18 protein-coding genes and 3 pseudogenes are annotated in these 18825 nt (G+C 50.9%); 8 read left to right on the top strand and 13 right to left on the bottom strand.

All coding sequences use genetic code 11. The features are described from left to right. Positions 1–165: 165 nt before the first annotated feature. Positions 166–390, bottom strand: coding sequence for an AbrB/MazE/SpoVT family DNA-binding domain-containing protein (locus tag RHP74_RS14990; RefSeq protein WP_311100247.1), 225 nt, complete (start codon positions 388–390; stop codon positions 166–168). 68 nt (positions 391–458) lie between these two features. On the opposite strand from RHP74_RS14990, the gene RHP74_RS14985 reads away from it, so the two are divergent. Continuing rightward, positions 459–794 (top strand): hypothetical protein, encoded by a 336-nt coding sequence (locus RHP74_RS14985; RefSeq protein ID WP_154503751.1) that lies wholly within the window; start codon positions 459–461, stop codon positions 792–794. A 526-nt stretch (positions 795–1320) separates the two neighbouring features. Here RHP74_RS14985 and RHP74_RS14980 read toward each other — a convergent pair. Both RHP74_RS14980 and RHP74_RS14975 read right to left on the bottom strand, forming a co-directional pair. Beyond that, positions 1321–2178, bottom strand: a complete 858-nt coding sequence (locus tag RHP74_RS14980) for a sensor domain-containing diguanylate cyclase (protein ID WP_154503754.1) — start codon at positions 2176–2178, stop codon at positions 1321–1323. Positions 2179–2281: 103 nt separating this feature from the next. Beyond that, positions 2282–2431 (bottom strand): annotated as a pseudogene (locus tag RHP74_RS14975) (pyridine nucleotide-disulfide oxidoreductase); the annotation flags it as partial. A gap of 181 nt (positions 2432–2612) precedes the next feature. Here RHP74_RS14975 and RHP74_RS14970 point away from each other — a divergent pair. Next, positions 2613–2786, top strand: a pseudogene (locus RHP74_RS14970) (helix-turn-helix domain-containing protein); the annotation flags it as partial. Further along, positions 2786–2932 (top strand): annotated as a pseudogene (locus tag RHP74_RS14965) (ATP-binding protein); the annotation flags it as partial. The pseudogenes RHP74_RS14970 and RHP74_RS14965, both read left to right, overlap by 1 nt. 413 nt (positions 2933–3345) lie before the next feature. Here the strand turns inward: RHP74_RS14965 and RHP74_RS14960 are convergent. The 3 genes from RHP74_RS14960 to RHP74_RS14950 form a co-directional block, all read right to left on the bottom strand. Next, positions 3346–4323, bottom strand: a complete 978-nt coding sequence (locus RHP74_RS14960) for a DMT family transporter (RefSeq protein WP_311100244.1) — start codon at positions 4321–4323, stop codon at positions 3346–3348. Beyond that, entirely contained in the window at positions 4320–4892 is a 573-nt protein-coding gene (locus tag RHP74_RS14955; RefSeq protein WP_154911710.1) for a TetR/AcrR family transcriptional regulator, read from the bottom strand. Before RHP74_RS14955 ends, RHP74_RS14960 begins: the two co-directional genes overlap by 4 nt. 785 nt (positions 4893–5677) lie before the next feature. Continuing rightward, on the bottom strand, positions 5678–6142 hold the full coding sequence (locus RHP74_RS14950) for a hemerythrin domain-containing protein (RefSeq protein WP_311100241.1): 465 nt from the start codon (positions 6140–6142) through the stop codon (positions 5678–5680). Positions 6143–6707: 565 nt separating this feature from the next. On the opposite strand from RHP74_RS14950, the gene RHP74_RS14945 reads away from it, so the two are divergent. Both RHP74_RS14945 and RHP74_RS14940 read left to right on the top strand, forming a co-directional pair. Further along, positions 6708–7172 (top strand): DUF3429 domain-containing protein, encoded by a 465-nt coding sequence (locus RHP74_RS14945; RefSeq protein WP_221105930.1) that lies wholly within the window; start codon positions 6708–6710, stop codon positions 7170–7172. Continuing rightward, positions 7169–7489, top strand: coding sequence for a hypothetical protein (locus tag RHP74_RS14940; protein WP_311100239.1), 321 nt, complete (start codon positions 7169–7171; stop codon positions 7487–7489). Before RHP74_RS14945 ends, RHP74_RS14940 begins: the two co-directional genes overlap by 4 nt. Before the next feature lie 142 nt (positions 7490–7631). Here the strand turns inward: RHP74_RS14940 and RHP74_RS14935 are convergent, their stop codons facing one another. The 6 genes from RHP74_RS14935 to RHP74_RS14910 all read right to left on the bottom strand — a co-directional run bounded on the left by RHP74_RS14935 (position 7632) and on the right by RHP74_RS14910 (position 14386). Continuing rightward, the gene (locus RHP74_RS14935) at positions 7632–7997 is read right to left on the bottom strand and encodes a helix-turn-helix transcriptional regulator (RefSeq protein WP_311100488.1); all 366 of its coding nucleotides are present in this window, start codon (positions 7995–7997) and stop codon (positions 7632–7634) included. Between the two features lie 423 nt (positions 7998–8420). Further along, positions 8421–8816 carry a GFA family protein gene (locus tag RHP74_RS14930; RefSeq protein ID WP_311100486.1) on the bottom strand — a complete coding sequence of 132 codons (396 nt, stop codon included), beginning with the start codon at positions 8814–8816 and terminating at the stop codon, positions 8421–8423. 286 nt (positions 8817–9102) lie between these two features. Continuing rightward, positions 9103–9657 (bottom strand): restriction endonuclease, encoded by a 555-nt coding sequence (locus RHP74_RS14925; RefSeq protein WP_311100237.1) that lies wholly within the window; start codon positions 9655–9657, stop codon positions 9103–9105. A 67-nt stretch (positions 9658–9724) separates the two neighbouring features. Next, positions 9725–9943 carry a hypothetical protein gene (locus RHP74_RS14920; protein WP_116264241.1) on the bottom strand — a complete coding sequence of 73 codons (219 nt, stop codon included), beginning with the start codon at positions 9941–9943 and terminating at the stop codon, positions 9725–9727. A gap of 277 nt (positions 9944–10220) precedes the next feature. Beyond that, complete coding sequence (locus RHP74_RS14915; RefSeq protein ID WP_311100234.1) at positions 10221–12092, bottom strand: UvrD-helicase domain-containing protein; 1872 nt, start codon at positions 12090–12092, stop codon at positions 10221–10223. Beyond that, positions 12089–14386, bottom strand: coding sequence for an AAA family ATPase (locus RHP74_RS14910; protein ID WP_311100232.1), 2298 nt, complete (start codon positions 14384–14386; stop codon positions 12089–12091). The genes RHP74_RS14915 and RHP74_RS14910 overlap by 4 nt, the downstream gene beginning before the upstream one ends. A gap of 224 nt (positions 14387–14610) precedes the next feature. On the opposite strand from RHP74_RS14910, the gene RHP74_RS14905 reads away from it, so the two are divergent. The 3 genes from RHP74_RS14905 (at position 14611) to RHP74_RS14895 (ending at position 17035) form a co-directional block, all read left to right on the top strand. Beyond that, entirely contained in the window at positions 14611–15774 is a 1164-nt protein-coding gene (locus RHP74_RS14905) for a restriction endonuclease (RefSeq protein WP_311100485.1), read from the top strand. Positions 15775–15854: 80 nt separating this feature from the next. Further along, complete coding sequence (locus tag RHP74_RS14900; RefSeq protein ID WP_311100230.1) at positions 15855–16325, top strand: hypothetical protein; 471 nt, start codon at positions 15855–15857, stop codon at positions 16323–16325. Beyond that, positions 16325–17035, top strand: a complete 711-nt coding sequence (locus RHP74_RS14895) for a hypothetical protein (protein WP_311100228.1) — start codon at positions 16325–16327, stop codon at positions 17033–17035. The genes RHP74_RS14900 and RHP74_RS14895 overlap by 1 nt, the downstream gene beginning before the upstream one ends. 163 nt (positions 17036–17198) lie before the next feature. Here RHP74_RS14895 and RHP74_RS14890 read toward each other — a convergent pair whose 3' ends face one another. After that, complete coding sequence (locus tag RHP74_RS14890) at positions 17199–18677, bottom strand: CHAT domain-containing protein (protein ID WP_311100226.1); 1479 nt, start codon at positions 18675–18677, stop codon at positions 17199–17201. Positions 18678–18825: the final 148 nt, after the last annotated feature.

The raw sequence follows: 18825 nt of genomic DNA, 5'->3' as shown, positions 1-18825 counted from the left end.
AGCTGTGGTGTGACGCGTCATCAATGGAGAGGTCGCTCCTTCGGGCTTAAGCCCGGCTCGATCGCGCGCCTTCAGGTGATGTATCCAAGTATGCGTTTCCGGCTTGGTGAAGGACTCTGAAGTTCAGCCTGATGTACTGTTTCAGCGAAGCATTTTATGCCTTCCTCATTTGTCTTCGAGGCTGTCACGCTGCTCGCTATTCCAGGCTTCAGTGAGCTCGTCTATTCGATCTGTGATTTGAGGCTTTTTTGATAGGACAAGGCAGCGCGTGTTGCCGACAAACTCCTCGATCAGATACACCGCGTTGCCTACATCGAGTTCAAGCTCCTGCAACGCTTCATCGGGAATTCGAATCGCACCGTCACCATCCCATTCTTCGATAGCAGTCACCGATGACACCGATCAGTAACAATCCTAGTAAAATTATCGAGCTAAGTACTACTCCTTTGAGATGCCCTATGAACTCTGAGTTAACTGAAGAAGAAATGCGTCGTGCCCTGTTCGGTACGGATGAGCCCGAAGTACAGGTTTCTGCTCCTCCGGTGCAGGAGTCTGCGCCCAAGGTTTTACTTACCGAGCCGGTTGCACCTCCCACCGTCAAGAAAGCAGTAACGAAAGCGTTTACACCTAGGCTTAGGGTCACGCTCCGGGTTGGCAACGAATTTGAGGGGAAGATGCACGAATTGATTCACGAAGCCGACACGTTGAGCTCGTTGCTTGCTGAGCAAGAGGCTGTGAAAGCTGCCAGGAAGAAGTACAAGTATGTTGAAGTAGTATCGGTCAAATCGATGTAGCCCCCCCCAACTGACCTGGTTAGGCGAGGGAGCGTGTCGGTAACAGGATCATCGACTGTGCTGAATGTCGTGGCAGGAGTCGTGATTCTAGTGCTTTAGACTCACCTGCACTCGCCTCAATTAGATGTGGCCCGAATTACCAAAGTTACCTGCATCCTTGCTCAACCAGCCTGTGAGGGGCCTGGTTTGAAGTTGGTCTTGGAGTAGATCAGACATCGTAGTGCGCCCAGAGGCCTTAAGACCGCTCGCATTTTGGGGCTCTTGATGCCATTGGCGCTGATGCTATAGGATCAGATCAGGAGATGGCATTCCGGCGCATGCCAGCGCCGCCGACGCATCCAATTCTGCTTGGGCTTACTCCCCGCGCAGGAAGTTTACCGTTCTCGCTCTTGCGTTGATTCTGGCTAATTGTGGAGCCTCATAAGTCTCCATTGAATTGTGGTCAAACGATATATGGCACTTCTACGACAATATCACATTATTCCTTATAATCTTCTTAGTGCAACTTATCGCTCCGCCCTTAACTTTATAAGTTGCGATACCTCTTCATGCGGTACATTTCACTATCCGAGTGAGTGAGCAGTGTATCGGCATCCTTTCCGTGCTCGGGATAATATGCAACGCCGATACTGCACAATGGCATTTTGAGTGTGCCGAATTCAGGGCCCAGTGGTTCAGACAGGACTTTGTGAATCTGATCTAGCTTTTTGGAAATCGCGTCCCTCGACTGGACTTCTGTCAGCAGCACGGTGAATTCATCGCCGCCAATCCGAGCCACGGTGTCTGTCTCACGCACACAGTTTTTGAGACGTTGGGCAATAATGCACAGAACACGATCTCCCGCTGCGTGACCATGGACATCATTGATACTCTTGAAGTCATTTACATCCAAAAAAAGCAAAGCTAGCTCATTACCGTGGCGGTGCGCAGTCTGCAGTGCAGATATCAGTCGATCACTAAAGAGCGAACGATTGGTTAATTTCGTCAGCGGATCATGATGAGCAAGGAAGCGTAATTCCTCCTCAGCTTTAGCTAAAGCTGTAACGTTTCTTGCGACCCCAATCCTAGCACCAACCTCCTCTGACCAGAATGCAGCCCACAGGATGTAAACGACTGCCCCATCCTTGCGGATGTAACGGTTCCGGAAATCGAAATGAGGTTGACCATTCATGACCCGGGTAATCGAAGCTCGCGTCGCATCCAAATCTTCAGGATGCATATAGCTGGTGATAGTGGTGCCAATCAGTTCATCAGCGCGGTAGCCCAACAGGGCCTTACAGGCATCACTCACAAAAACAATGTGGTCGCTTCCATCCACCACAAATACAGTATCCAGCATTAGGTGGATCAGTTTGGGGTAGAGCGCCTGTAAATCGATGGCCATAAGTCATGTGCTATCTGAGTCGTAGAACGCGATCATATCCCGATTCATAGGGTGGACTGCGAGGAGTATTGTAGGCATAAGTAGCTCAGAGCGTGAGCACGGTGCGCACCGTGTTCAGAACGCAGCGTTCGCGAGCGTCGTTTACCGGTGGCACCATCACAATGTCTCCCAGCCCTCCAACGAGCTTTTGAGGCTCCATCCGCTCTTGTTGCGCCTTCAATCTAGCCGGGGCCCGCTCGAACAGGAAGCGGCCATGCGCGGCGCAAGTTCTTCGAACTGCACGCGACCAACAAAAGTACGCTCGCCGAATAAGCACTTCGTGTTGCCGCTGACCGAAAACTGACCAATAAAGGCTATTCTGCCGACTGAAAACTGACCCAGGTGTTCAACTGCTTCTGCTCACTTTCTGAGCAGGAGAACACAGGGTGATCAGCATGGAAATGTTGGGGAAAATCCGGCGGATGTACTTCCGCGACAAACTCTCGCTGCACCAGATAGCCAAGCGTACCGGGCTGTCGAGAAACACCATCCGAAAATGGGTCAGAGCGCCCGAAGCTACTCAGCCGGCGTACCAGCGGTGCGCGGCCTTCAACAAACTCAGCCCTTTCGGCTGACACACCACTGCCATATCGTCGAAACGGGCAACGAGTCCTACCGCCTGCAACACAGCACCTTGGCCGCCCAGACAAAGATCAAATCGCGTGAACGAAAGCGCAAGGACGAAGATGGTATCGAGGACGATGAACCGTTTTGAGCTGCACCGTAAACACCCTTCCGCATGCGTGCATGCGGTGGGGCCAGATGCGTCTTCAACCAAGACACTACTGCTAAGCTTTATCCACAATTGCTGGGACAAAAATCAGCAATCCGCCCTGGGTCAATTTTCAATCGGCAGGGTGGGTCAGTTTTCAATCAGCGCCAACACCTTTGGGCGAGCTTTCTCGAGATCTACGCGGTTTTCGGCTTGAGTACCACTTGGGTATCTGAAAATGTGAGTGCATCGCCTGATGCGAACAGTTGCTCGTACGATCGGTGTGTCCAAGAAGGTAAGAAGCACGCGATCGGTAACCGTCCGCCCAACACACCTTCCCGATCCCAGCAATTAGGGCAATGATGCCAAATCAATCCAAAGTGGGCACCTGAAATGCCCATACCGGCACAGTCACATTAGTTTTGGCTAAGGTCAGTTATCCCACCATGCGTCTCGAGGCGTGTTTGCCTGCGATAAAAGGCGTGAATAGCCCATACCACCCCTACGAATAGCAACCCTGTCCCAAGCGCTTCCATAGGAGAGGGCCAGCGTTGGTTGATGAGCAGGCCCATCGTAGTTGCATAGATGGTACCGCTGGCGATCAATTGCCCGCTGAGAGCCAGAGGTAGACGTCGAGTTGCAATTGACCATGCCCAGGCACCCGCAAGGGTAGCCCCTAACCCCTGAATCAACCCACAGACTAATAGCGCCTGAGTACCTGCTAACCCGCTCGGATGGCTAGCGAAGTGGGACAGGTTCAAGTGCAGACCAACGGGTATGAACGCCAGCATCTCGACGCTGCACATGAAGATCAGCATGGCTGACCACAACATGGGGGACATGCTTGGGCGCTGAGCCAAAGCACTTTCATTTAACAATCCAAAGCCCGTCCAAAATCCAATTGCCATTAACGATGCGAGCAGCCCCAGCAGTATCGAATGGGTCGGGAGCACCACCTTTGCGGCGCTAAAATCAAACACGCTCAAGTTGACCAAACTTATGCCCAATGCCGCCACCAGCAGCGGCCCGGCAATGGCGCGCCAGGGCACGCTGGAGCTTCGCATGTTGCCGGCGATCGCAAGCACAATCGGTACTGACCCCATCATCACCGGAGGGATCACCGGCCCAGCTGCCAAGACCGCAGTGGTGATCAGGAAGAAGTAGCCGATGTATCCCAAGAAGCCCAGCAGTGCGGCACAGGCCCAGTCGCTCAGTCGCAATTGCCGAACTTCGCTGCGGTAAACAAACAGCACAAGCAGGCTACCTAAACCGGCAAAGGCATAGCTCACCACAGCCAGATCAAAAAGGCTGTAATCGCCGACCAACCCCGGAAAGATGTAGAGCAGCGACCATGAAAAAGTGGCGGCAATGGCCGCCAATAGGCCTAGGGTCATACGCTCTGCTCCTGTTGGGCCTGCTTCCGGATCCAGCAATGAGCTACGTGTCGGGCAGTGTCGAATACCCTGACGTCCTGGCCCATGGCGCCGCTGACAAAACTGCCCTCCAGTAAGATAAACAGCCCCTCAGCAACTACGTCAGGGTCACTTATACCGGCGCTCACGGCCAAGGTAGTGAGATTGTCGCGTATCCCTTGCTTATGCCTGCTCACTGCCAAATGCACAGGGTGGCTAAACTGGGGGAATTCGGCCGCACTGTTGACGAACAGGCACCCGCGTTCGCTGTCTTGTAAAAGAAAGCGTTGATACAAATCGAAAAAAGCGAGCATGCCACTGACCGGGTCAGGATGCCCTGCCAAGGTGCGCTCTACCTCTTCACGCCAGCGTCGGTCGCGCTCCTCAAGGCAAGCCACTATCAGCGCATCCTTGGAGGGGAAATGGCTGTAGAGCGTCATCTTGGTAACACCTGCCATCGCGGCGATGGCCATCACACCAGTAATGTATATACCTTGTGAAAGAAACAGCTTCAGCGCTGAGTCAATCAAGCGTTCACGGGTATTGTCCAATTTAAGGCACTCCGGCATAGGGACGGAGCTAACTATACTGACCGGTAAGATTGGGGTGCATCCAAATACGACCTGAATCATGGCCGTTACGACGCAGACCGTAGTATGCAAAAGCAGCAGTAAATCGCAGGATTTGGCCAGCCAGGACGTTCATTACGCTAATTAAACGCACCCTGCACCCGAGTGGTTAACGCATACGCTCTTGCCTCTGGTATGTGACGGGAATCGATCCACGGGTAAGGATGTGCATTTATGGGGCTAGTTGTAGAGGTCGGCAAATCGCCAATAACATCATCTTTGAAGCCGATTACGCTTGCAGCGACGTTTGAGGGCTTGCCTATTACACCGGATAAATTACCGAAGCTGGAACAAGCCCGTTTTCTGGCAATTCAGTACCACGATGCTATCTTTTAACGGCTTCCAACCGAAATGGAGTTCTATGAAATGGCTAGTCGTCTTCAAGAAACCGATCGCTTCGAAGCAATGGTTAGTCTGGACGGCAATACACGATTGTTGAATCAACGAGCCAGTCGTCACGAGACGCCATGATTGGCGATGAGTCAAAGTGGGTTAACGGATCATCATATTTGCGCGCGATAGATTTTGGGCCGGTCAGTCAAATCAGCGATTCCGAGTTTATAATTTTTCTCACCGGAGAAAAAGTTAGGAGGCTTAAATGAGCGCATTGCAATATTCCGATTACCAAATCAAGTAAAGCAAACCGAGCTTGTTAGATCGCGGATCTGAGTAGTAGCTAGAATATTAAGGTCTACGGTAAGACGCAATTAATGCCACTGACGCTTTATTTCCTGCCACTGCTCGTCTGCCAGCCATTTATCTGCCAACGGAAAGAAAATATTTTCCTCCGAGTCCATATGGTCGAAATATTTTTTGATAAAGTCATCGATAGTATCAGCAATTACTCTCGCTTCCTGAGTTGTGTCCTCCAACATCTTCAGTTGTCCAGCAATGCGCCCAAATGCTTGATGATCTCGCTCGATATCCTTGACCCGTTGGTGGATCGGCGCCTCAGTCGCTAGCAATGCCAGCCTAATAAGTTCTTCATTTTCATGGTGTTGTCGTTCTGCATCACCATGCATGGCTTCCAGCATCTTGAACAACAGCTTGCAGTCATCAGCATCATCGGATTCGGATTCATGCCTCATCTTCCTCAGCAACTCTTTGATCTGAGTGATTTTTATAGCGACCTCATGATGATATGCCTGAAGTTCTTTCAACAAGACGTTCATATCAAAACCTCTAAACGACACCAAACCGTCACGGCGAAATATTTCTTAACCCGCGACCTCCAAGACAAACAATTTTTTAAATCTCCATATTTATCAATGCCTTGTTAGCCGAGCTCACCAGCATGATTTAACATTATTAGTATAGGCGAGCACAGAGTTCGCGCTTTGCCTCGCTGAAGGGAGGTCTGTAAACATCTTAAACTCGCCGCAGGGCAGGGAGCCTTGGACGACCAGGCAAAGCACAGCTGGCGCGGTTTCCCTATTAATTTTGGTTTCAAGAATCTGTTCATTGCATTGGAACGCTTTAAAAACCCGATCACTAAGAACTGAAGACTGGAAGGGTTCTAGGGTGCGGTCGACTTGGTAAATGCAGGCACTGAGCATGATCTCAAGGATGCGAAACTCCTCATATGCCGTCGCCTCCTTGCCCGCAAAGCAATGGGCAATGATCCAATTCTACAAAGCGATTCATTACGCTGACCCCAGCTTCGGATCGCCATCAATCTCGCCCAAGCGGGGCTTTTGGGCCTACAGTCTTGAGTGTCGCTCACTGCAAGGAATACAAATGAACGCGTTGCCTTCAACCTCTCTGCCAAAGCACGTCAGCCTGCTGGGTTATGGCGGTCTGTTGCCGTTTATTTTTCTGACGCTGCTGATCCCGTTCTCGCTCGACTATCGGCCGTTGTTTGCGATTGCGCTTGTTAACTATGGCGCAGTCATCCTGAGCTTCGTCGGCGCCTTACACTGGGGCTTCGCCATGACCGTGCAAGACATGAGCGCCGAGCAGGGCAGAGACCGGTTCATCTGGAGTGTCATTCCTGCGCTTGTTGCTTGGATTGCCACGTTACTGCCAATGCCATTGGGTTGCTTGCTGTTGGTCATCGGCTTTGTTGCCCACCTCCGGCAGGACAGGCAGCTGTTGCGGGTTACGAGCTTGCCCGCTTGGTACTTGCCGATGCGATTACGGCTTACCTTCGTGGCGAGCGTCTGCTTGCTGCTTGCCGCGATCGTTGAGGCGCTTCATTCATGAAGCCTCGTGAGCCCGGTTCGTTGCCCGTGCCTGGCAGCCGCTTATCGCGGTTGATGCGTTTTGGCAGTTTGGCCTCGGGCGTCGCGGGCGGCATGCTAGCCGAAGGCGCTCGGCAGTGGGTTCAGGGCAAACGTCCGGCGCTCAGCGAACTTCTGTTGACGTCGGGCAATGTGCATCGGGTGGTCGAGCAACTGTCGCAACTGCGTGGCGCCGCCATGAAGGTTGGCCAGTTGACTTGGCCGGACGCATACTTTACTGGGTCAGTTTTCGGTCAGCGGCAACAATGCACAAGGACACTTATCTATCTTTTGCCCTAGATCTACTCAAAACTGAGCTGCCATTTTGTAGCAAGGTAATCTGCGGTGCCTTGGGGCGCGCTTGTGCGTCCGATTCTGCCTACAATGCCTTGAGATAGTAGTGTTTGCTATCTGCTTACGGTATTGCGGCAAGCAGGAGTGTCTATTCAGCGAAGCAGAATTCGACTTGCTGGGACTTTGTCACTGAGCGATGACTTGAGGGCTTAGTAGAGGGGCGTGGCACTAGCAGCTCATCTTCCGACGAAATCGCCAGGTTTGTTAGAACTCCCTCGTGGGCTAGATGCGCCAGTTCTTCTTGGGTACGACGCAGCAATGCGTCAACGGACTGCCCTGACTCTGTGCAGAGAGTAATGGCCACGAGAGTCAGAGGATTCACACTGAGTGGGCCACTCAGAGCAGTGATCATCTCCAGGGTGGGGCTTGACTGGGCTCGCTCCAATTTCGAGACGTATGTTCGACTGCTGACTTCGGCAAGATCTCTCTGAGTCAATCCTTTGCCGGCGCGCATCGCTTTAAGCACAGCAGCAAATGCATTTTTGAGCGACATAAACACGTTCCTGATATGAGCCAGTCTCTTTGAGCGTCGATACGCTGGAGAGCGCCATTCTAGAAGAATGGAAGCCTATCACGGTATGTCCTTTGTATCGGGCCAAGCTTGGTCTTGCTACACGCAATGCAAGTCATTTAAGAGCTGTAGCAGGATTTGATAGCTGCGGTATTTCTTACAAAAAACTGCTTCCAGACAGTGGAACGCGCCCCTCAAACAAGTGACGCGGTTTTAGCGTTGATCTGTATGAATTCTCAATTTAAGAAGTGATCGATGTCGTTGAAAAGTAAGCGTCCAGCCAACACGCATTCCGAACTCGCACATTCGAGATCGATGGCGTCCGCATAGGCACCTAACGGGCGATATGGCCAAGCAACGTTTCTGTTATCGATCAGGCTGCCATTGTGAGTACCTTGGGAGATCTTCCCCATCCAGCCACGCTACGTCCTGCTCCGTCCAGATGTGATACTTGGGCCTAGAGCCAGGCTCCTCGTCTAACGTTGCAACGCGCACGATCATTGCAGCTGATCCGTTACGCTCAGCTGCAAGGTGCGATCCGCAGCGGGAGCAGAAGTGCCGGATCTTGCCAGGAGATGACTCGAAAGCCCTCAATGCGTCCAAGCCTTGAGTCCATTTAAAATGCTCTCTCAGCACCCCAGCTGTTGAGACATAAGCAGCAGCATGGGTCTTCCGGCAGGTACTACAATGACAATGGCTAATTGGCGTATCAATGCTATCGATCTCATAACCTACAGTCCCACAAGCGCAGCTTCCTTTCATTTCATCCTCCGATTTCGACACAGTGCGAAGATTATGGTCACCATCGTAAATCGAACCAACAAGCAGTGAATATAGTGCTACACGGAACGCATGCCTTCCGACTCTGTCCTCACTTTGAAGATACCCTGCTTGCTGGCTGAGGCCCCCAATCGCGGCGCTTTCAGCATGACGGATCAACCTTACGCGTTTCATTGAGGCCTCGGTTTTGAATGCACGAGAATCTCTGGTAGCGGAACTATCGCCCAGACCAAAATCTGTGGCATATAGGCGTGCTGCCAAATCCGGTTTAATGACCGAGCATCTCAGTAATTTCCGTGTCGGTGCGGCCCAAAGATCTCATCGATATGTTCCCGGCGTCGTTCTCTCCGACGTGCCATAGAGCATATTTCGGAAGGGTCAGCCAGGCTGGTGGCTTAGCCGCAATCGGGAAGGCTGAGCGGGTTTCGTAGGTAGCTGCACCGTCAATGATCGACACCAGCGCAATACCGTGTGCTGTCGCGTACTTTATCGCTCCGGATTGAAATCCTGACGTGGCGAATAGCATTCCTTTATGAGCGCCCACAGATCTGACCTTGTCGTGCAGTACCTGAACCAATTCCCGTTCGACTGCACGATGGTATTTTTTGCACTCAATCAGCACGGTGAATTCGGCGCCTGCAAAAGCTTGGAACTTCGCTAGCACGTCGATCTGGTAGGTCGAGTCGTGGGCCTCGACCTTCACGTCGTGTGTCACCTCAAGCGATGTCAGTTCACCACTTTGCATGAGGATCCAGTCCCTGACCAACCGCTCAAATTCGGTGGCTGTGATTTCGAGATTGGGATTCGCCATTGGTGGGTACATTCTTTTCCTTATCTTGCAATCCGATTGACAAGGTGCGACGGGGGCGCAGAGGGCGGTGCAGCAGTATCTACGACTGGCGTATCGTCATAATGGAATCTGTGATGGCTTGAGCATTTGTGTCCAGCGCCTCCATCGCCGACATTGCATGAGCGGCGACGCTTCCTACGCCATTTTCTGAAAGCCACTTGGTAATCTCTTCTATTGCGGCACCCAGTGCGTGCTGGTTGTGCAAGAGCAATGTCAGAGCGTCTGCCGTGGCGATCTTGTAGTTCGAGTTACCTGGCATGGCGGTCTTCCTTGAGAATGATGCAGAGAGCCTAGTTCATCTCGCCGCAGGCTGAAGCGGCGTGGGTAGTTGCGTAGATCTACCCAATTTTGGCAAAGGGCGACCTAAGGCTGACTTTGTCGGCAGGGGGATGGTGGCCAGAAGGCTTACTCATCACCGTTTGTGCTTGGTATGTAGACCACAGATGTGATGGATACCTAGAGGCCGGCGCGAAGCGACCATTCCTCACAGGGGAGCTGTGATTTTCCCCTGCATGGTGGAAAGGTGCGATAGCAGGTCACAGAATCTCGATCTCTTCTGGCTTGAGCCATCCAGCGTCGATCACTCGCTGCTTAGCTATGTCAGGCTGCGCGCTGTAAACCACAATTGCGAGACCTTCTTCGGCCCGGCTACAAGTGACGTACAGCAGACGACGAGTGCGAGCCAAGGAGTCATCTTTGCCCTCACGTTGATTTTTTACGTCGCTATCAGAAGCTGGCTTGACCCCCAAGAGCTTGTCGTAACTGAAAAGGAAGCCTCCTGCTTCTTCATCATTGAGGATGACCATTACTCTGGGGAACTCCAGGCCCTTTACACCTTGGTGCGTGTCGAAAGGGGAAAGCCCCTCGGTATAGCCAGCGAATGCAGCCATTTCCGAAAAAGGGCGTCCCAGTAGAACCTGGTATGCATGTGTTTCTAATGCATCACGATCCGATGTTTCGGGAGGGGCATCAGTGGTGGCGCCAGTTAACAGTGCAGCGACGAGGCGATCAGGGAGATCTAGTAGTCCTGTTTGGTGTAGGACATGAGCCACGTCACCTATGAGGGGATCGTTGTCATCGAACAGCTCGCACAGTGACCCAGTAGCGGCTCCTGCTTTTTCAAGCAAGGCTAACTGGTCAGGCGCCTCTTTCATGGATTTAGTATCGAGAAGCGGAGAGTGAAGTCGGACAGCTTCTATGAGGCTGAAACTGTTCGTCTTAGCGGCTTGAAGAATCGGGGCTACCCGCTCGAAGAACAGTTTCAAGATTGGCAGTGTTCCGTCCAGTAGCCCCGTTCGCAGATGCTCTACCCCATACAATGGTGTGAACACACCCTCAAACCCCATTCGGCGTCCGGCCATCTTGTGTTCAAGTATTAGGGTCTTTCTTCCATCCTTGCCTGCTGCCCACTGAGCGTCGCCGGTGATGGCTGCCATACGCTGTGCGATATCTTCCTCCAGCCCGAAACCTTGACCCGGTGTCTGTTGGGTACAAAACATTCGCACCGTGCCTTCTATAGCGTCCGGCTTTGACTTCTGCTGATGACTGTCTGCGCCCGCACGGATTACGTTGATAAGATCAACAACCCTTGTTGGGCAGCGACGGTTCATTCGTTTTTCGGGCACGGCCCAATCTGGAGGGATCGCTTCCTCCAAACGCACCTTCCCATCGTTGTAGATGCGTTGCATGGTATCGCCGAGAAGCCCGAGAGAGAAACGGTCGGGGATGAGTGATTGTGCTCGCAGAAAAGCGTCCATGAGCGGCCCATAAGTATCTTGGCTCTCATCGATCAAAAGTACCGGGTGCTGATCCGCCATAACGTTCAGCAACGGAGGCTGCTGGATAAATACAGCGGCCATTTGAATGACTTCACTATGGTTTAGGGCCTGCCTACCGCGATTGTCGCCGGTAGGGCTGTAAATGAATGTCGATATCTGATCCAGGGAATCGAGCCGACGAGCTTTGCTATCCCTCGAAGCTTGATTTGCTAGAAATGTTTTGTTTTGCCCTCGAGCCTTTCCGAGCTTCTCATTAAGCTCGCCAATGTCTTGGGTGAGCTTGACCCGAAGCCACTCACGAATGTCATCATTGAAACCCTGAATCATCCGCCAAGAAAAGGCGTGAATGGTTGACACAATCACCAGTGGGTCGTGTTCAAGACGGCGGGTAATTTCCTCGGACGCCGCTTTGGTATAGGTGATGATCGCGATTTGGCGTCCTTCAAAAGTCAGTCGTTGCCGTTCCCTATTTTTTAGAATTTTCACGGCTTCGACTAACGAATGGGTTTTTCCAGAGCCAGCGCCGGCGTATAGGAAAAAACTCTTTGGATGGTCGAGATTCAGACATTCCTGAATGATCTGATCGGCATCTGGAACATCATCCATAGCAGCTTCCGGCTGCCGGCTCATGGTGTCACCTCGACAATCGCTGAAGGGATGACCAGTAGCTCTTTGCTTTTTCTTTCGAGCTTGGACTGCAACCACGCCAAGCCTTCATGGATGTAAGTAGGCACCGTCAACTTGGCGAAATCAGAATCGCCGAGAACGTGTAGTGCGAACTCAGCCTTATCACCATCCTTGAGCTTGGTGAACAGCTCTGTGCCAAGCTCTAAGGATGTTTCTGCTTCACGTAGTGCCTTGGCAAAAGATCGCATCAGCCCGCGTCCCGCTTTGTTAGCAAAATGCTCTGTATTGCTCAAGACAAGGCTGTCTTCAAAGGTATTTGGTAATGCTTCGACATCTAGCCCAGTTTTGGGTAAACGGACAGTAATGGGCGTCTGATAAGCGATCCTGATCGAAAACAGCTCGTCAATTTGCTGAGCTTTACTGTCGAAGGGCAGATCCAGTAATGAGTCCACATCATGTCCCAGGCCTGCTGCTCGCATCCAATGGCGCACGGTTGGGTTGTTAGTGGTTTGGCCTTTCTTTCGCTCGACAGGTTTGCCGACCTGTAGGAGACCCGCGTCCAAGTCAGTTATCACCAGAGTGACAATACCCAACGCATCGATCAGGGGGCGGAGCCGATGCGCGTGGCTTCCCCCAATATCCAAAATGGTTATGTAGCACTGGTCTAGGAAACGAAAGTGTTGCCTCAAAAAATGTGGAAGCATCATGCGCTCAGCGGCCCCCTCAACGAGGATCACCGCATCCGCAAAGAACAGGTCGGCATGTTGGGCCCGAAGGTAACGGGTAACGAATTCCTTCGTTTGATTGGACTCGCCGAACACTGTACTTAGGTTCGAGACGGTAGAGACTGGGATTGATATCCCGGCCATGCCGGACGGAAGTCTGCGAAAGTATCTCAAGTTTTCGTAGTCAATTTCATGAGCTACGTGGCTGGAATGGGAACTGACCATCAGCTGTGTCCTGAGGTTCGGATACTTCGCTAGCAATGGGTCGCTGCACAGCACATGGTAGGCGTGTTTTATGAATGCTTGCTGAACCTGGACGTGCAGGTGGGCCTCCGGTTCTTCGATTAGAACCAAATGTATAGGCTCAACACCAGTAGCGCTTTGTTCTTCAGGACTTCTGTACTTCTTCAGCCATTCATCTCGAAATGCCATCAATCGGAATATCATTGAGATGAGGTTTTGGTAGCCGAGCCCGTTGGACGTCTCCGGAAGCCTAAGAGGCGGTGCGCCAGGGGCTCCTCCAACAGAATCCAATTCAAACAGCACAGCTGCTTCGTGGTTCATCCCGTCCGTAGGGGCGAGGCGGGTGGAAACTCGGATGGACGGGTCTGAGTTATTCGGATAGCCCAAGCCGGCGACTTCCCTGAGCGCAGGCGCGAAGCTCGTGCTCAAGCGAGTGTCAAAGGCAGTTTGAGCTGCCTCAATTGCTCTGAGTGCCTCCAAATCTGAAATATCTGGGCTATCGCCTGGATCGAGATGCCTGCTGTAGTACGCTCGCAATTGTTCCGAGAGCTTCCTGCCCGATCCATGTCCGCCCTCTAGGACGCCTTCGTCAGCGCTGTCACCAAAGCCGCGTTGAGCATTGATTTCGTGGACTCGAATCAGGTCTGTTAGGGGATTGCGCTCGAGTGGCATTGCAGTGGCCGCAAGCGGTTGCTGGTTAGCTTTACGAGTTGCAGGATCTGGAGCCCTTAGCTGGCCTGGATCAAGTCGGTACCATCGGATCTTGAAGGTTTTACCGATTCGCCGATTCAGGTAGTCATGCAAGCTCTGCGGCCAGAGCGGAAGCGATGGTGGCTGCGTACCTAGCGCTGCCTGTTTTTGAATTTCCTGCTGAAGCTCCCTCACTCGTGCTCGCTCTTTGCGGTAATCGACAAACAGCGTTGGCATATCATCTGGTTCCAGCCGGAACCGCATACCGACATGGCCGCCTTTCCAACTGAAGTTCGGTATGAGATCTCGAATGTGATGAAGCTCGCCCTGAGCTGCTTCAAGCCAAATATCTAGCGTTGGCAACCAGTCAGCCCATTCATTTGCGACAGGGATGGGGAAGCTATCATCTGCAGCCTCCCAAGCTTCACCAATGGCGTCGATTGTGGCGAGATGGCTCAGAGTAAGATCTTGCAATCTGAAAATCGACGCTTTCGAAAGTAGGAACTTGCGCAAGGCCAGCATCGCAGATGATTTGCCACTGTTGTTGGCTCCGACGAGGAGTGTGGTCTCGGCTGCGAGGTCGACCCGTACCGATAGGAGCTTGCGGAAGTTCGCGATTTCCAGATGCTGAATTTGCATAGTCTCTTCCCTGATGACTGCTCAGCAACGGAGCGTCCGGCTGATAGATGCTGGAACTCTAGCTTAGCCGGCCCGGCACTCCAACTGCTGTGATGGGATTTCGCCATCATTGATGCGTCTGTGTGCAGTGGAAACAAGCTCGTAGACTGAGTGATAGCACTGAGCTATGGTCGCTAGCAGGATGTGCGTGAAGGCGCGCGATGACTTGGGAAGGAACGGAAACGATGATTTACCAATGCAACGGATGCAACAGGACTACCTTCGAAACAGCATGCCCGTGGTGCATGGGCTCCCAAGTTTCGCCGTCATCTGAGCTCACGTTGCGGCACCTTACTCCGCTGGATCCTTCGTTCTATCCAGATTTCCAATACAGATCCAAAGGCTTAATTAAAGACTTCCTCGGTAAGAAGAAGGAGCAAGCTCAGCTCAACGACCTTCTGAACAACGTGTTGAGAAAATACGCTGAACTGAAGCAGCCATACTTCACTAACTTCATTCACACGACTCGCGAAAGAGCGGGGAGTGATGACACAGGTGTGCCTGGCCCTCGACTGGATGGCGTTTACAGCGAGAGGGAGCTGTTCAGGGAGGTCTTGATTCGCAAAGGCTTTGACGAGCTAGAAGGGCTTCCATCTCTCTTGGACAAACTGCTGCAGACCACCGCCTTCAACTCGGCTTATCTGGGCTTCTCGAGAGAGCTGACCCGCCACATTCGAGTTGATCTGGCAGACACCTTACGTTCTTGGATTGAAGAGGCTGGGACAACGTTCAGGTCTGACTTAGCCCTGTTCTACTACTACCTTTGGGAAAATGATGTCCCCTTTCCCAATGTCCAATTCAATCCCCAGGCTGCCTCCACATCTGGCGTACCGCTGCTTCCGCTACAGGCTTTTCGGAATGGCTTGAGTCTGTGCGAGGAGATTTATTTCGATATCCTCGTCGAGCGGCTGGGCTCACAACTCGAGCATTTCAATCCAAACCAGTTCATCACCATGTACCTGGTGGACGCGATGGACGGTTTTCAGTTCGAAGCCTTCCTGGTCGAGATCTTCCAGACCATTGGCTATGACGTAAAAGAGACCAAGAAGACTGCTGACCAAGGTGCAGATCTTTTCGTCAACCGCTTCGGGAAAAACATGGTGATCCAGGCCAAGAATTACTCTGGCTCGGTAGGTAACGCGGCTGTCCAGCAAGCCATTTCCGCTAAGGCCTTTTATGGGTGTGACGAGGCCATGGTTGTCACGAACTCCTACTACACAAAATCCGCGAAAGAATTGGCCGGGACAGCAGGTGTCCGACTGATCGACCGGGAAGGGCTTCAGAGCTATCTGGATGACTACAACCAGAAGCTGATTGAGATTTTTCAGGCAGAGGTCGACGAAGCTTGAAGCTTTTGAGAGTTCAAATGAAGTCGATCGTGAAGCTCCCTGCGAAGGCTCCTCCAACGTATTTGTGCCCGGAATAGATTATGACGATCCCGATTGAATTTACGGTTTTAGGTAACCCGTCCTCCGTTAACTCGACCTCCAGTAAGAAGAACACATGGAAGACACTGGTCGAGAATGTGGCTCGAGGTGCTGTAGCGATCAAGTACCCTGGGATAATTCCCTACGAGGGAGCGGTAACCGTAAAGGTGTTTTATTTTCCAATAAGTCAGCAATATATAGATGTAGACAATGGTTTGAAGCACACCATCGATGGCTTCGCACCACCTATCCTTAAGAACGATAAGACTGTAGCTCGGATCATCACTGAACGCTTTGCTCCTATACCCAGCGCAAGCTTGGTCGTCCCTATCGGTTTCGCGTCCGAAATCGCAGGGGCGCTGATGATTGCTAATGGGGCAGGGCTTACGCCTTCAGGTTCCGCTCTGCCTAAGCAACATGCGACCGCCGTTAAGGTTGAAGCTTATGCTGATAATAATGGGAAGTTTTGGTAATGGAAGAGTATGAAAGGTACCAGCTTGATTTAATAGTAAGTGAGTACAGAAGCAAAGGATATATCGTTGAAGTAGAGACACAGCTTCCGGAGAGTAGTGCGAGATTTGACGCCATAGCTCGAAAAGATGCTGAGGGTAAGATGGTTTTGGTAGAGCTCGTAAATCCAAATCTGTCTAAGGATCAGATAGCTGTCCGACGACGCGCAATCGCGGAGACGGCTTCACGGTTTCCAAATGCATTAGTTGATTTTCGCTACATTGATACTAAGCACTCTGCGTTTTTGGAGTTCAATAAGAGAGATGACGACTTCAGGTATCAGCAATTCATTGATTTATTAAAATCTAGATTTCCTGTATTCAACAAAAAACCGAAGTATGCATCTAGACAGATGCTGAGCCTATGGGTGGGCTACGCTTGTCTTCTTAGGGGATTCGGACGTTTCTGTAGTCACCCCGACAGTGAAACTGCCTCAATTTTAGATCTATACAACAGTTTTCTAAGGCAGGGGGGGTTAGTGCCAGCGGAGCGGACTGATGATGCGGTGAATCATGACCTGTTTCAGATGCATGAGGTGGTTATAGCTGCAACGCAAGGTGCCCTTATAGATGTAGAGTATGTCAAACAACTCAGGGGCCATTATCAAGCTCTTCGCAAGCAAGTCAAAAAATACAGCAAGAATGGTATGCGAGGAGATAAACTCCGCTGGTAGTCACCATTTGTGCTGAAAGCCTTCATCGATCAAGAAAAAAACCGGTGTGAGTGATCAAGTGCAGGGTGCCAGCAAACGATGAGTGGGGCTAGAGTGAATTAAATGCATGGAGGGCGCCGCTTAGGTTGGCACCCGCCCACTCACTATATCGATCAAAACTTCGCTAAGTTTGGCCGGGAGCAATCAAATCCTCCGCAACAATTACTATTCTTTCTGGGAAGCCTATCTGTACGTAGTTTAAGCATTCGCAGTACGTGAAGTGAGTCGATAGTTCATTAAGAATTGTCGCTTTGGTAAGTTTGGTGATTTTAATTAGCAAGTAATAAAAGTCATCCATGAATCTGTTTGGGTTGATCTCAAGTGCATGAAGTATTTGCAGCTTGGCTGAGTTTATTTGCCCTGGTGTTAGGTATTTGTATTTCTTAGATAGATGCTTAAGAAATTTGTCAAAAAATACGCGCCGGTTCAGTCCAGTGATGAACTCAGACCATCGCAAGCTGCGTTTTACGAGATGTATTCTTTCGGGAAGGTAATATCTGATTCTTTTGTATAGTCTCTCGATGTACTCGGCAGCTTCCAGACTGTTAATCGGATAGGTAGATGCTAGCACCGTAGCTGCGCCTGCGCATAGGAACGCATTAGCTGTATTGAAATGGCTACGATCAGCGGGGCTAGTGTCGCATGCGCTTAATATCACAATTGGAGGTATAGCAGCTTTTCCAACCAGGTCGTACGGATGTAGCAATTCATCAGATAGCTCAAGTAGTCCGTCTCCATCCTTTGCGTGCCCTCCATGCATGTCGAATATGACGATTCCGTAACGGAAATTGTTTAGTGCTGCGATGATGTCTTTTTTGCTCTTGACCGATTCAAATACTATTTTTGGTTCGATGTCTGAAATGTATGATTTCGATCCTGCTCTGGTTTGTAAGGCGTCTCTAACTTTGGGGTTATTAGAATCCCTGATAACCTTTTCCAGTTTATCTCTCAAATGATTGCTTATCATATCACCGCTCTTGAATGAGCTTAGTATAAGTATTGTATTCAGGCTTTCAAGGTTTATGGGGATTTCGTGGTTGTTTAGTAGCAGCTTCTCTCTGACGTATCCAGGGGATGAGAACACTCGGCTAGCATTGTGTCGTATCATGAGTGGTAGCCCATCTAGGTTTGTCCACTCAAGCGGAAAATTAGATATGATTTTAATTTGTCTATTAAAGCTTTTGGATATGTAGTCCAGCATGGTGTTGGATTTCTTTAGGACTGCTTTCGTGAAGTCCTGCATTTGTTTGTTGAGGCTTTTTGTATTGTGGCTTCTGATGTTTTCCCCCATGGCAGAGGTGATCGGGAATAGGTCGTTATTGCAGATATTTATTTTGATCTCGGGCGTCAATGTTGATGAAGCATATAAAGTGTTTATAGTGCTGCTTATATATTGCTCCTGTTGATAGGCTTTGATGAAGTCGTTTCCGTTTTCTTTATCAATTTCATGCTGGGATTTTGCGTAAGTGATTGAGTCGGCGAGCTTTGCGAATTCAGGGATGTTATTCCGCAGTAGCGTGTGTTTTGTGTATTCTTTAGCGTGGATCGAATATTCAAGGTCTACACTGAAATCAGTAACGAGATATTCTGATCTGGGAATCACTAAATTTGACGGGTAGTTTTTTGAAAGATCGTTTCTTATTGCATTTAATAGATTTATAGAGTTTTCTGTGTTGCGATTGTTGTTTGTTGCTTCCCTCGGAGGGCACTCGTTGATTATTCCGAGGCTGCGGGCGACTTCGATATTACAG

This window comes from Pseudomonas sp. SG20052 (genome assembly GCF_031766055.1).
Classification (GTDB): domain Bacteria; phylum Pseudomonadota; class Gammaproteobacteria; order Pseudomonadales; family Pseudomonadaceae; genus Aquipseudomonas; species Aquipseudomonas mandelii.
This window is presented reverse-complemented; position numbering and strand designations above follow the sequence as displayed.